The organism is Streptomyces sp. AK02-01A, assembly GCF_033795305.1.
GTDB lineage: Bacteria > Actinomycetota > Actinomycetes > Streptomycetales > Streptomycetaceae > Streptomyces.
Genome location: NZ_JARBAE010000006.1, coordinates 219,028 through 231,713, shown reverse-complemented (window position 1 = coordinate 231,713; position 12,686 = coordinate 219,028). Strand labels below are relative to the sequence as shown.

General features: G+C 69.4%; 11 protein-coding genes. 2 read left to right on the top strand and 9 right to left on the bottom strand.

The window, feature by feature from the left end:
• Positions 1 to 30: 30 nt before the first annotated feature.
• The 8 genes from PV679_RS09485 to PV679_RS09450 all read right to left on the bottom strand — a co-directional run bounded on the left by PV679_RS09485 (position 31) and on the right by PV679_RS09450 (position 8,242).
• Positions 31 to 1,434 (bottom strand): nucleobase:cation symporter-2 family protein, encoded by a 1,404-nt coding sequence (locus PV679_RS09485; protein WP_319679672.1) that lies wholly within the window; start codon positions 1,432 to 1,434, stop codon positions 31 to 33.
• A gap of 162 nt (positions 1,435 to 1,596) precedes the next feature.
• Positions 1,597 to 2,973 (bottom strand): 8-oxoguanine deaminase, encoded by a 1,377-nt coding sequence (locus tag PV679_RS09480; protein ID WP_319679653.1) that lies wholly within the window; start codon positions 2,971 to 2,973, stop codon positions 1,597 to 1,599.
• 70 nt (positions 2,974 to 3,043) lie between these two features.
• A complete protein-coding gene (pucL, locus tag PV679_RS09475; protein WP_319679652.1) occupies positions 3,044 to 3,973 on the bottom strand; it encodes a factor-independent urate hydroxylase in 930 nt (309 codons plus the stop codon).
• Between the two features lie 83 nt (positions 3,974 to 4,056).
• Positions 4,057 to 4,449, bottom strand: a complete 393-nt coding sequence (gene uraH / locus PV679_RS09470) for a hydroxyisourate hydrolase (protein ID WP_319679651.1) — start codon at positions 4,447 to 4,449, stop codon at positions 4,057 to 4,059.
• Positions 4,446 to 5,012 (bottom strand): 2-oxo-4-hydroxy-4-carboxy-5-ureidoimidazoline decarboxylase, encoded by a 567-nt coding sequence (gene uraD, locus PV679_RS09465; protein ID WP_319679650.1) that lies wholly within the window; start codon positions 5,010 to 5,012, stop codon positions 4,446 to 4,448. The genes uraH and uraD overlap by 4 nt, the downstream gene beginning before the upstream one ends.
• Before the next feature lie 110 nt (positions 5,013 to 5,122).
• Entirely contained in the window at positions 5,123 to 5,500 is a 378-nt protein-coding gene (locus PV679_RS09460) for a helix-turn-helix domain-containing protein (RefSeq protein ID WP_319679649.1), read from the bottom strand.
• Positions 5,497 to 5,754, bottom strand: a complete 258-nt coding sequence (locus PV679_RS09455) for a hypothetical protein (RefSeq protein WP_319679648.1) — start codon at positions 5,752 to 5,754, stop codon at positions 5,497 to 5,499. The genes PV679_RS09460 and PV679_RS09455 overlap by 4 nt, the downstream gene beginning before the upstream one ends.
• Before the next feature lie 133 nt (positions 5,755 to 5,887).
• Positions 5,888 to 8,242, bottom strand: coding sequence for a SpoIIE family protein phosphatase (locus tag PV679_RS09450; protein ID WP_319679647.1), 2,355 nt, complete (start codon positions 8,240 to 8,242; stop codon positions 5,888 to 5,890).
• A gap of 338 nt (positions 8,243 to 8,580) precedes the next feature.
• On the opposite strand from PV679_RS09450, the gene PV679_RS09445 reads away from it, so the two are divergent.
• Both PV679_RS09445 and PV679_RS09440 read left to right on the top strand, forming a co-directional pair.
• Positions 8,581 to 9,423, top strand: a complete 843-nt coding sequence (locus tag PV679_RS09445; protein WP_319679646.1) for a TIM barrel protein — start codon at positions 8,581 to 8,583, stop codon at positions 9,421 to 9,423.
• Between the two features lie 34 nt (positions 9,424 to 9,457).
• Positions 9,458 to 10,348 (top strand): 2-hydroxy-3-oxopropionate reductase, encoded by an 891-nt coding sequence (locus tag PV679_RS09440; RefSeq protein ID WP_319679645.1) that lies wholly within the window; start codon positions 9,458 to 9,460, stop codon positions 10,346 to 10,348.
• Between the two features lie 310 nt (positions 10,349 to 10,658).
• Here the strand turns inward: PV679_RS09440 and gcl are convergent, their stop codons facing one another.
• Positions 10,659 to 12,437 carry a glyoxylate carboligase gene (gene gcl, locus PV679_RS09435; protein WP_319679644.1) on the bottom strand — a complete coding sequence of 593 codons (1,779 nt, stop codon included), beginning with the start codon at positions 12,435 to 12,437 and terminating at the stop codon, positions 10,659 to 10,661.
• Between the last annotated feature and the right edge of the window lie 249 nt (positions 12,438 to 12,686).

Genomic DNA, 12,686 nt, shown 5'->3' with positions numbered 1-12,686 from the left:
GCGTGTGCACCGCGGGCGCTCTCGGCGGCGTCAGCGCACGGTGACGGACGGCGCCGGAGCGGGCTCGGCGGGCTCCGCCTGCGAACGCCGCTTCGGGCCAAGGTGGTTGAAGACGAGATTGAGGACGACGGCCATCACGCATCCGGTGCTGATGCCCGAGTCGAGCACCACCATCAGGTCCTCCGGAAAGGCACGGTAGAAGTCCGGAGCGGCGATCGGGATCAGCCCGATACCGAGGGCCGCCGCGACGATCAGCGCGTTCTCGCCCTTCTCCAGCGCGGCGGTGGCCAGGGTCTGGATACCGCTCGCGGCGACCGAGCCGAACAGGACGATGCCGGCGCCGCCGAGGACCGGCAGCGGGACGAGCGCGATCACGGAGGCGAGGACCGGACAGAGGCCCAGCAGGACCAGGATGCCGCCGCCGGCCGCGACGACAAAGCGGCTGCGGACCCCGGTCATGGCGACAAGGCCGATGTTCTGCGCGAAGGCGCTGCACATGAAGCCGTTGAACAGCGGACTGACGGCACTGCCGAGGGTGTCGGCGCGCAGTCCGGCTCTGATGGTCCGCTCGTCCGCCGGTCGTTCCACGATCTTGCCGAGAGCGAGCATGTCGGCGGTGGACTCGGTCATACAGACGAGCATCACGACGCACATGGAGATGACGGCCGCGATCTCGAACTGCGGAGCGCCGAAGTGGAACGGCGCCGGGAAGCCGGCCAGAGCGGCGTCCTCGATGGCGTCGGCGCTCGTCATCCCGAGCGGAATCGCGATGACCGTGCCCGCGACGAGGCCGAGCAGGATGGCGATCTGCTGGAGGAAGCCGCGCAGCAGTTTCCGCAGCGCCAGCACGATCACCAGAGTGAGCGCGGCCATCGCGACGTTCCGGATCGAACCGTGGTCGGCGGCCGCGGCGTCGCCGCCTCCCGACCAGGTGAAGGCCACGGGAAGCAGCGAGACACCTATCAGAGTGATGACGGTGCCGGTGACCACGGGCGGGAAGAACCGGACAAGCTTCGAGAAATACGGAGTGAGGACGAAGCCCAGCAGACCGGCGACGATGATCGCGCCGAAGATGACGGCGACGCCGTCGGCGCCGCGCTCCTTGCCGATGGCGATCATCGGGGTCACACCGGCGAAGGAGACTCCGTTCACGAACGGGAGCCGCGCGCCGATCTTCCAGAGGCCGAGGGTCTGGAGGAGCGTGGCCATACCGGCGGTGAAGAGGCTCGCGCCCACCAGGAAAGCGGTGTCCCGGGCATCGAGGCCGACGGCGGGGCCCACGATCATGGGCGGTGCCACCACACCGGCGTACATCGCGGCCACATGCTGGAGGCCGCTGGTGAACGTCCTGCCGGGCGGGAGCCTCTCGTCGACCGGATGCTTCCGGCCGGCGACGGGGCCGGTTTCGGGGCCGGTTTCGGGGCCGGCGGCTATATCGGCGTCTGTGTCGGCGGCGGCGCGCGTGTCCTCCTCGCCGCGTACACCTCGAAGCTTGCCGGTCCTGGGCCGAGTGGCCACGGCGCTTCCTCCGGTCGGTTGCGCGTCGGCGGCGACGCGGTTGTCAGGGAGGTGGTTCTCGGTGCGGTCGAGGCCGCGTCAGTCCGCTGCGGCGATCCGCGCGAGGCGTCTGGCCTCGCTCCGTGTGGCGCGGGCGATCTCGTCCTCGTCCACCGTGGTCAGTCGGTTGTCCTCGACGACGGTCTTTCCGCCGACAAGGGAGAGCGTCACCGGGGCCGCCGCTCCGAAGACCAGCGCGACAACCGGGTCCGCGATGGAGGCATGGGCCAGCGTGTCCAGTTTCCACAGCACGAGGTCGGCGAGCTTGCCGGCCTCGATCGAGCCGGTCTGGTCCGCGCGGCCGAGGACCCGCGCGCCGCCGTATGTACCGAGACGCAGCGCCTGGCGGGCGTTCAGCGCGGCCTCGCGACGGGCGCCGAGACGGTTGATCAGAAGTGCGTTGCGCAGTTCGGTGTGGAGTTCGCCGGACTCGTTGGAGGCGGTGCCGTCGACACCGAGGCCGACCGGCACACCGGCCTTGAGCATGTCGGGAACGCGGGCGATACCGGCGGCCAGGCGGGCGTTCGAGGACGGGCAGTGCGCGACGCCGGTGCCGGTACGGGCGAAGGCCGCGATGTCGGAGTCGTTCATATGGACGCAGTGCGCCATCCATACATCGGGGCCGAGCCAGCCGGCCGACTCGAAGTAGTCGGTCGGTCCCATGCCGAACCGCTCCTTGCAGAACTGCTCCTCCTCCACGGTCTCGCTGCCGTGGGTGTGCAGGCGCACGCCCTTGCCACGGGCCAGCTCCGCGCCCTGTTTGAGGAGTTCGGTGGAGACGGAGAACGGCGAGCACGGCGCGACCGCGATCTGTGTCATCGCGTCGAAGGAGGTGTCGTGGTAGGCGTCGATGGTCTCCTCGGTCGCGGCGAGCGCGTCGTCGAGGGACTCCACCGCGAAGTCCGGCGGCAGACCGCCGTCCGACTTCCCTCGGTCCATGGAGCCACGGGCGAGAGTGAAGCGTACGCCTGTCTCGGCGGCGGCTCCGATGATCGCCCCGGACAGATCGCCCGAGCCGCGCGGATACACATAGTGGTGGTCCATCGCGGTGGTGACTCCGCCACGGGCCATCATCGCGAGAGAGCCCCGCGCGGCCGCGCGGACCATCGGCTCGTCGATACGCGCCCAGACCGGATACAGCGCGACCAGCCAGTCGAAGAGATGGTGGTCGGTGGCGAGTCCACGGGTGATCCACTGGTAGAAGTGGTGGTGCGTATTGATCAGGCCCGGCGTGACGAGATGGCCGGTGCCGTCGATACGGCGGACCACATTCTCCAGACCGGCCGGGGCCCGGCCCGCGCCGGCCGACTCGATCCGGCTGTCCGCGACGACGACGTGCCCCGAGGCGTACTCGGTGTCCCGCGCGTCCACGGTCGCGATGGCGCAGTTCTCGATGACGATGCGCGAGGCCGCCATGGCTGTTCCTCTTCCTGACTTCGGGCTTCCGGTGACTTCGGGCTTCCGGTGACTTCCGGTGCGGCGTTGCTCAGAGATCGGTCATGTCGAACGGGATCCGCGGCTCGATTCCGTCGCGCAGGACCGTGGCCTCGATCAGGCCGTACGGACGGTCGGCCGCGAAATAGACAGCGCCGTCGGCAGTCTCGTTCTTGAGCCCGAACGGCTCAAGGTCGACCGGGAAGTGATGTTTGTTCGGCAGCGAGAACCGGACCTCGTCGATCTCGTCGCGGTTTTCGATGATCTGTGAGCCCATGTGGTACAGCGTCTGCTGGAGCGAGAGGGAGTACGTCCGCGCGAAGGTCCCGAGCAGTTGCTTCCTGGCCTGCTCGTACGAGTCGTCCCAGTCCGGCATCGGCTCGTCCCCGCCCGACCAGCCGTAACGCCATCTGGCGGACACCTCGGTCGCGAGGATGCGGTCGTGCGCCTCCTGGAGCGTCGTGTACTTGTCCTTGACGAAACCCCAGAACTCGGAGTTCGTCGAGTTCATCACGGTCAGGTCCTTCAGACCCGAGATGACCTGCCACTTCTCACCGTCGAAGGTGATCTGCGCGACCCGGGTCTCCTGGCCCTTGCGGACGAAGGAGTGCCTGGCCTCGTCCGCGCCGGACCCTGACTCACCGTCGGAGGTCTCGATGCGCTCCCACGCGTACTCCTCGATCCGTATGCGCGCCCGGTGTATCGGCTCCTGGCTGGTCACGAAGTGCCGGGCCAGACGTATGCCGAACTGCTCCGCCGACTCGATGCCGTGCTCCTTGGCGAACGCGTACACCGTGTTCTTGGTGGTGTCGGTCGGCAGGACATGCGCGTTCGAGCCGGAGTAGTGGACATCGTCCAGGTCGCCGGAGAGCGCGACCGAGACATTCAGGTCCTTGATGTGATGAGTCCGGCCGTGGCGCGTGATCCTGACGACGCGGGTCTCCGCCTTGCCGTACTGGTTCTGACCGAGAATCGTGGGCATCTGGTGGAGCCTCCCTTTCGGATCCTGCCGGGCTCGCCGGCCCGGCGCCGCGTCTGACGGCGTTGTCATCAGTCCCTGATCGCCTAACTCCCCCGGTAGACCGAATAGCCGAACGGACTGAGCAGCAGCGGTACGTGGTAGTGCTCGCCGGGGCTGACGGTGAATGTGACCGCGACCTCCGGAAAGAACGACACCTCGCCGTCCCTTCCCCGAGGAGCGTCCTGGTGCGCCTCGGTTCCTCCTGTGGAGAAGTACATCTCGGTCTCGAAGGCGAGACGTACCTGGCCGGTGCCCTCCGGCAGTGCCGGCAGGTCCGTGCAGCGCCCGTCCGCGCCGGTCCTCGAAGACCCGAGCGACGCCCAGTCCTCGTGCGGGCCGCCGCGTGCGGCGAGGAAGACGGCGACGCCCACGGCGGGCCGTCCGGCGCTGGTGTCCAGGATGTGTGTGGACACCGAGGCGGTGGTGTCGGTACTCATGACCGCCGCTCTCCTTCTCCCTCGGTTCCTCCGTCGCGTCCGGCCGGCGAATCTTCCGCGAGGTCTTCGGCCAGACGGGTCAGCCGGATCCGGTTGATCTTGCCCAGCTCGGTGCGTACGTTCGCGCGCTCCCGCTCGGGCGTGTTGCCGATCCGGGCCTTCAGCGCGTCGCGCATCCGCTCGGCGGTCGCTCCGGTCGCGCAGATCAGAAACACATGGCCGAACGTGTCCTGGTAGGCCAGGTTCAGTTCGAGCATCTCGGCCCTGAGCTCCGCCGAGGCGCCGGCCATCCCGCGCTGTTCGCGGGAGGAGACCGGGTCTCCGGGAGCGGGCCGGCCGATCGGCGGATGGCCCGCCATCGCGTCGGTCAGATCGCTGGGGCCCAGAGCGGCCGTCGCCGCGTCACTCGCGTCCAGAAGGGCGTCCAGAGTGGCGAACGGACGCCGGCTGAGCAGCTTGCCGCTCCACGCCGGACTCGCGCACACCTCGTGCAGTGCGGCCAGGGCCGCGCTGTCGGGAAGGGCGTTGAACCGGGTGAGGCCCGGTGTCGGTGTCGACGTCACGGCAGCCTCCGTGGCTCTGCTGGGCGGGCTTCGCACAGCTAACGCCCTCGGCCACATCACGTCAACACTTTGTTGAAATCTCGTATACGAGAGCCACCGCCCGAGTGCGGCTACTCACCCTTGGCGGCGCTCTCGCGGTTGAGATAGTTGTAGACGGTGAAGCGGCTGACGCCGAGAGCGCTCGCCACCGTCTCCACGCCGTGGCGTACGGAGAAGGCGCCTCTGGCCTCCAGCACACGCACGACCGACTGCTTGGACTTGCGGTCCAGTTCGGCCAGCGGCACACCGTGCCCGCGCTCCAGGGCCGCCAGGATGTGGTCCAGGGACTCCGAAAGCTGCGGCAGCCTCACGGCCAGCAGATCCTCGCCCTCCCAGGCGAGGACGACATCGTCCGGCCGGGCCTCGTGCGGCGCCATCAGTTCGCCGCCCATGGCATCGATCAGCGGCTTGACGGCCGCGACGAACGGATGGTCCCGGGGGTCGGTCACCGCCCGCCCTCCTCGTCCGCGATCACATTGACCTGGAGCGAGACCCGCGTCGCACCGGCGGCCAGCGACTGACGCAGCAAGGCGTCCACCGTGCTCAGTACCGCTTCCGCGCCGCCTTCCGCCGTATTGCCGAACGGACCGACATCGACGGAGTCCAGCTCGGCGTCCTGGACGACCTCACGGGCCACCACCGCGTGCGCGGGCACCTCGTCGAGGTCGAAGGGTTCGGTCGTGAACTCCACTCGCAATCGCACGGAACCTCCACTGAAACGCCGGGACATCCAGAGTCGTCGCGGCGTCCGTGTGCCCCAGGAACCCGCACCCGACCTTAACGGACACGCGGGCCAAGGCGGCAGGTGCTCGCGGTCCTCGCCACCACCCGCGCGCTCAGGCGGCCGGGACCGGCAGCGGCTGCTCCGTCCAGATGGTCTTGCCGCCGTTCTCGTAGCGGGTGCCCCAGCGCGACGCGAACTCCGCGACCAGGAGGAGTCCGCGTCCGCCCTCGTCGTCCGTACGGGCGTGACGCAGCCTGGGCGCGGTGCAGCTACCGTCGGAGACCTCGCAGATCAGGCCGCGTTCCCGGATGAGCCGCAGGCCGATGGTTCCCTCGGCATGCCGGATGGCGTTGGTGACGAGTTCGCTCACGACCAGCTCGGTGGTGAACGAGACATCGCCTTCCAGTCCCCAGATGGCGAGTTGACGGTCCGCGAGCGCGCGGGCGGTTCCGACCACGGCGGGATCGCGCGGCAGGTCCCAGGAGGCGACCTGGGCCGGAGTCAGCACTCTGGTGCGGGCGATCAGCAGGCCCGCGTCCGCCTGATGTCCGGGCAGAAGCGCGTCGGCGGCGGTCCGGCGGATCGTCTCCAGATCACGGTCGAGGTCCGGGTCGGAGTGGTCCAGCAGGCGTTCGAGTACGGACCGGCCGGCCTCCGGGTCGCGGTGGCGCGCCCGGAGGAGACCACGGCTGTACAGAGTGATCAGACTGCCTTCGGGAAGTGCCAGCGTCGCTTCGCGGAACGGCGTCTCGCCCGTGCCGAGCGCCGGGCCGACCGGTAGCTCCGGAATGTCCACGGAACCGTCGGGACGGGTGATGACCGGTGGCGGGTGTCCCGCGCTGGCCATGGTGCAGTTCCGGCTCACGGGGTCGTAGACGACATAGAGGCAGGTGTGCCCGGCGACCGGCTCGGCCGTCCGCTCTCCGGCCGGTACGGCGTCCAGTCCCGCGTTGAGACCGGCCACGAGATCGTCCAGACGGGCCAGGAGCTCATCGGGTGCCATGTCCAGATCGGCCAGCGCGCGTACGGCGGTACGCAGCCGGCCCGCCGTGGCGGTCGCGTTCAGGCCCTGTCCTGAGACATCGCCGACCACGAGCGCGACACGCGCTCCGGACAACGGGACGACATCGAACCACTCCGAGCCCTCACCGGACGGAGCGAAGCCATGAGCGACCTCCACCGCGCTGTGCTCCGGAATGACCTGGGGCAGCATGCTCCGCTGCATGGACAGAGCGGTGTGGCGCTCCTTGATGTAGCGGCGCGCGTTGTCCACGCAGACGGCGGCGCGTGTGGCGAGTTCCACGGCCAGGGTCAGATCGTCGTCCTGGAACGGTCCCGGCTCGTCCTGCCACCGGTAGAAGCTGACCAGTCCGAGGACCACACCACGGGCGGTGAGCGGCACCACCATCATGGAGTGCGCGCCTTCCCGGTCGCTGTCGAGCGGGCTGACCAGCCGGGGCCGCAGGTCGGCCAGGACTTGGCCGTGCGGCATGGGAAAGCAACGCGGCGGACCGCTCGCGTCGTCGGGCCCAGCCCGCGGTCGCTCGCCGCCACCGGCCGAGAGCGTCGCGACACGCCGTAGCTCGGTCTCCTGGCCGACCGGTCCCGCGGGCAGTTCAGCGCCTCGCAGTACCGCGTCCACGAGATCGACGCAGGCGCCGTCGGCGAACCGCGGCACCGCCGTCTCGGTGAGTTCCTGAGCCGTTCGCATGAGGTCCAGAGTGGTTCCGATCCGCGCGCTCGCCTCCGCCAGCAGGACCAGGCGCTCCCTGGCCCGGTACCGGGCCGTGACATCGATGGCGGCCTCGGCCACGCCCAGGATCCGGCCCGCAGGATCCCGGAGGCGGAACCCGGAGGCTTCGTAGACGTGTTGGCGGAGCGGATCGCTGGGCGGGTAGCAGCGCTTCTCGAAGCCGGTCGCCGGCTCGCCCGACTCCAGGACGCGGCGCAGTGTCTCTTCGACCGCCCGGGCATCGGCGCCGGGCCAGATCTGGCTCAACCGGTGGCCGAGGGTTCTTTCGATCTCGATGCCCTGCATGCCTTCCGCGGCGGCGTTGAACCGGACCACGCGCAGCTCCGGGTCGAGTATGAACAGTCCGATCGGTGACTCGGTGAACAGCGCCTCAAGGGCCGCGTGCTCGGCGTCGGCGAGTTCCGGCGCGGGCGAGGCGGTCAGCACCGCGATCCACCTCATGGCGCCGTCGGCCGGTTCGCCGGGTCGCAGATCCAGCCGGCACCGGAGCAGATGGCCTGCCCGATGGCGTACCAGGACTCCTGGCCCGGGGCCGTCGCCGGCCAGCAGTTCGGCAGCCGGCGTCCCGATGATCTCCGCGGCGCGGTAGCCGAGGAGTTCCTGGGCCTCCGGACTCCACGCGATGACGACGGCCCGGGAGTCCAGCACCACGTGTGCGCCGCGACCGGCCCCGTCCGTACGGGCGTGGCCTTCAGTGGCATCCGATGCGCCCATGGTTACCAGTCCAGTCCTCGATACCCTCAGTCTGGGCAGTTCGCGTGGTGGGCGCATCCGCGCTGCGCGGGGCCTGTACCGGCAGCGGCGGCCCGAGGCCACGCACCGCGCGACCGGTTCCTTTCCGTTACGGACGCGGCGCCGGAGAGCGAAGGCCCGAGGACGCGCCGCACCTTCACCGTCGACCGGGAGTGAACGATCTCCCTGGGCCCGCACTGGTCCGCGCGTACGGCGTCGACGAAATCCCGGAGCACACTTGACAGCCCTGGACCACAAAGGCAGGCTTTCCATCAAGCAGAATAATACTTCCGCGATACGGAAGGAGCGCCTGACTCCTCATGGCCCCTCACTCCACGAACGGGCGCGGCGCCGACCAGCGCTTCGATGTGAACCTGTCCATCCTCTTCACCGAGCTCCCGCTTCTGGAACGCCCGGCGGCGGCCGCCGCCGCGGGCTTCACCGCGGTGGAGCTGTGGTGGCCCTGGACCGACACGCCCACTCCGCCGCGGGCCGAGCTCGACGCGCTCAAGAAGGCGCTCGACGACGCCGGCACCAGACTGGTGGGACTGAATCTGTACGCCGGGCAGTTGCCGGGGCCGGACCGCGGCGCGCTCTCCGTGCCCGGCGAGGAGTCCGACCGCTTCCGGGCCAATATCGAGGTCGCGGCCGACTTCGCCGCCTCCGTGGGCTGCACGGCGCTCAACGCGCTGTACGGCAACCGCGTCGACGGCGTCGACCCGGCCGTCCAGGACGCCCTCGCCCTGGAGAATCTCGTGCTCGCCGCGCGCGCGGCCGACCGGATCGGCGCGACCCTGCTGATCGAGGCGCTGAACAAGCCGGAGTCACCGCTCTATCCGCTGGTGAGCGCGGAGTCCGCGATCGAGGTCGTGGACCGGGTCAACGCGGCGACGGGACTCGGCAACGCCGCGTTCCTGCTCGACCTCTACCACCTGTCGATGAACGGCGAGGACCTCAACGAGGTCATCGACCGGTACGCCGCCAGGACCGGCCACGTACAGATCGCGGACAACCCCGGCCGAGGCGCGCCGGGCACCGGATCACTGCCGCTCCAGGAACTGCTGGACCGCCTGGACAAGGCCGGTTACGAGGGGTGGGTGGGCCTGGAGTACAAGCCGGGCGCCCGCCCGAGCGCCGAGGCCTTCGGCTGGATCGCCAACTGACCGTTCCGACGCGCGCGTGGAAAGAGGATCCCCGATGAGCAATCTCCCCAAGGTCGCATGGATAGGTCTCGGGATCATGGGATCTCCCATGTCCGAGAACCTCATCAAGGCCGGTTACCCGGTGACCGGCTTCACTCTGGAGCAGGACAAGCTGGAGCGGCTGGCGGCGGCCGGCGGGACGGTCGCGGCCTCCGTCGCGGACGCCGTGCGCGACGCCGATGTGATCGTGACGATGGTTCCGGCCTCCCCGCAGGTCGAGGCGGTCGCGTACGGCGAGCACGGCATCCTGGCGAACGCCCGGCGCGGAGCGCTGCTGATCGACATGTCCTCGATCACGCCGGTGACATCCGTGGACCTCGCGAGGAACGCGGCGGGAAAGGGCATCCGTGTCCTGGACGCCCCGGTCTCCGGCGGCGAGGCCGGCGCGGTCGAGGCGGTCCTCTCCATCATGGTCGGCGGCGAGGAGGCCGACTTCGACGAGGCCCGGCCGCTGCTGGACGCCCTCGGCAGGACCATCGTGCTGTGCGGCCCGCACGGAGCCGGCCAGACGGTGAAGGCCGCCAATCAGCTCATCGTCGCGGTCAATATCCAGGCCTGCGCCGAGGCGGTGGTCTTCCTGGAGAAGTCGGGCGTGGATCTGGCCGCCGCGCTGGATGTCCTCAACGGCGGCCTGGCCGGCTCGACCGTGCTCACGCGTAAGAGGGACAACTTCCTGAACCGTGACTTCAGGCCCGGCTTCCGGATCGACCTGCACCACAAGGACCTGGGCATCGTCACCGACGCCGCCCGCGAGGTCGGTGCCGCGCTCCCGGTCGGCGCCGTCGTCGCCCAGTTGGTCGCTTCCCTGCGTGCTCAGGGCGACGGCGGTCTGGACCACTCCGCGCTGCTGCGCTCCGTCGAACGCCTCTCCGGCGAGCAGGTCTGACCCGACCTGACGGCCGGACCACGGGATTACCGCGTACCGGCCCCCAGAACCCGGGCAGCGGCAGCGCTGACACCTGTCCTTGTCGCGCCCAGGCGCTGCCGCCGCCCGGAACCATCTCACCGTCGGATCACCGTCGAATCACCGAATCACCGGTGCCAGGGCGTACACGCCTCGGTGCCGGCCGGCGCGTGTCCGGCTGCTGAGCACAACGGCCGGCCCCGCACCCGATCTCTCCGGTGCGGGGCCGGCCTTCCCCCCTCGGTGGACTTGGCCTCGGTGGACGTGGCCGCTCCGTGGGCCCGGGCGCCGGTCAGGCCAGCGGCAGAATCTCCGTGGGCGCGTGCCACGGCTCCGTGGCGAGATCCTCGAACTCGTTCACGCTCGCGATGTCGCTGCCGCTCATCGAGATATTGGTGACGCGTTCCAGGATCGCCTCGACGACCACCGGTACGCGATGCTCGGCGGCCAGCTTCTTCGCCTCCTCGAAGGCCGGCAGCAGCCGGTCCGGCTCGGTGACCCGGATCGCCTTGCAGCCCAGGCCCTCGACGACCTTGACATGGTCGACGCCATAGACGCCCAGTTCCGGCGAGTTGAGGTTCTCGAACTCCAGATTGACCTGGAAGTCGATGTCGAAGTTGCGCTGAGCCTGGCGGATCAGACCCAGATAGGCGTTGTTCACCAGCACATGGACATACGGGATGTGGTGCTGGGCGCCGACCGCCAGCTCTTCGAGCATGAACTGGAAGTCGTAGTCGCCGGAGAGCGCCACGACCGTCGCCTCGGGATCGGCGATGGCGACTCCCAGCGCGGCCGGTACGGTCCAGCCGAGCGGGCCCGCCTGGCCGCAGTTGATCCAGTGGCGCGGCCGGTAGACGTGCAGCATCTGCGCGCCGGCGATCTGGGAGAGGCCGATGGTGGTGACATACCGGGTCTCGGGACCGAAGGCGCGGTTCATCTCCTCGTACACGCGCTGCGGTTTGAGCGGCACGTCGTCGAAGTGCGTACGGCGGTGCAGCGTGGCCTTGCGCTCTCGCGCGGAGGCCGCCCACGCGCCGCGGTCGCGCAGTTCGCCGGCCGCCTTCAGCTCCCGGGCCACCTCGATGAAGAGTTCCAGCGCCGCCCCGGCGTCGGAGGCGATGCCGTAGTCCGGCGCGAAGATCTTGCCGAGCTGGGTGGGCTCGATGTCGACATGGACGAACTTCCGGCCCCGTGTGTAGACATCGAGCTTGCCGGTGTGGCGGTTGGCCCAGCGGTTGCCGATGCCCAGGACGAAGTCCGACTCCAGGAACGTCGCGTTGCCGTAGCGGTGCGAGGTCTGCAGACCCACCATGCCGGCGTTCAGCTCGTGGTCGTCCGCGATGGCTCCCCAGCCCATCAGGGTGGGAATGACCGGGACGCCGGTCAGTTCGGCGAACTCGACCAGCGGACCCGCGGCGTCGGCGTTGATGACGCCGCCGCCGGCGACGATCAGCGGACGCTCGGACTCGTTCAGCAGCCTGATGGCCTTCTCGGCCTGCGCGCGGCTCGCGACGGGCCGGTAGACCGGCAGCGGTTCGTAGGTCTCCGGGTCGAACTCGATCTCGGTGAGCTGCACATCGACCGGCAGATCGATGAGCACAGGACCCGGACGGCCCGAGCGCATCAGATGGAACGCCTGCTGGAAGACGCCGGGGACCTGGGCGGCCTCCAGGACGGTCGTCGCGGCCTTGGTGACGGGCTTGGCGATCGAGGCGATGTCGACGGCCTGGAAGTCCTCCTTGTGGATCACCGCCGTCGGCGCCTGACCGGTGACGCACAGGATCGGGATCGAGTCACCGAGCGCGGAGTACAGGCCGGTGATCATGTCGGTGCCCGCGGGCCCTGACGTACCGACACAGACGCCGATGTTGCCCGGGTGCGTACGGGTGTAGCCCTCGGCCATGTGCGAAGCGCCCTCGACATGGCGCGCGAGCGTGTGACGGACGCCGCCGGACGCCTTCAGGGCCGCGTAGAAGGGGTTGATCGCGGCGCCCGGCACACCGAACGCGTTTGTCACACCTTCGCGCTTGAGGATCTCAACTGCCGCTCGGGCAGCGGTCATTCGAGGCATGGAGTGCTCCTGCTCCGGTCGGGATTCGGGCTCTGTCGCGCCACCTGAGAGTCGATTCCGTATTGCGGAAGTTTAGTTCTGCTATATGGAATTAATCTAAGACGCCTGTGATGCGGCGTCAAGGGATGGCCGAAGACGCTCCCGGGGCCTCGCCGTTGATGGACGATATGGACACGCGGCACGGCCGGAGGAGGTCCTCGTGGGAGAGAGCGTCTCGGTACACTGCCCGTCGTGCGGGCGCCGCCACGC

Excerpts from the sequence above, each read along its gene's own strand:
- PV679_RS09445 (WP_319679646.1), top strand. The coding sequence starts at position 8,581 with ATGGCCCCTCACTCCACGAACGGGCGCGGCGCCGACCAGCGCTTCGAT.
- PV679_RS09480 (WP_319679653.1), bottom strand. The coding sequence starts at position 2,973 with ATGGCGGCCTCGCGCATCGTCATCGAGAACTGCGCCATCGCGACCGTG.
- gcl (WP_319679644.1), bottom strand. The coding sequence starts at position 12,437 with ATGCCTCGAATGACCGCTGCCCGAGCGGCAGTTGAGATCCTCAAGCGC.
- pucL (WP_319679652.1), bottom strand. The coding sequence starts at position 3,973 with ATGCCCACGATTCTCGGTCAGAACCAGTACGGCAAGGCGGAGACCCGC.
- PV679_RS09450 (WP_319679647.1), bottom strand. The coding sequence starts at position 8,242 with ATGGGCGCATCGGATGCCACTGAAGGCCACGCCCGTACGGACGGGGCC.
- PV679_RS09440 (WP_319679645.1), top strand. The coding sequence starts at position 9,458 with ATGAGCAATCTCCCCAAGGTCGCATGGATAGGTCTCGGGATCATGGGA.
- uraH (WP_319679651.1), bottom strand. The coding sequence starts at position 4,449 with ATGAGTACCGACACCACCGCCTCGGTGTCCACACACATCCTGGACACC.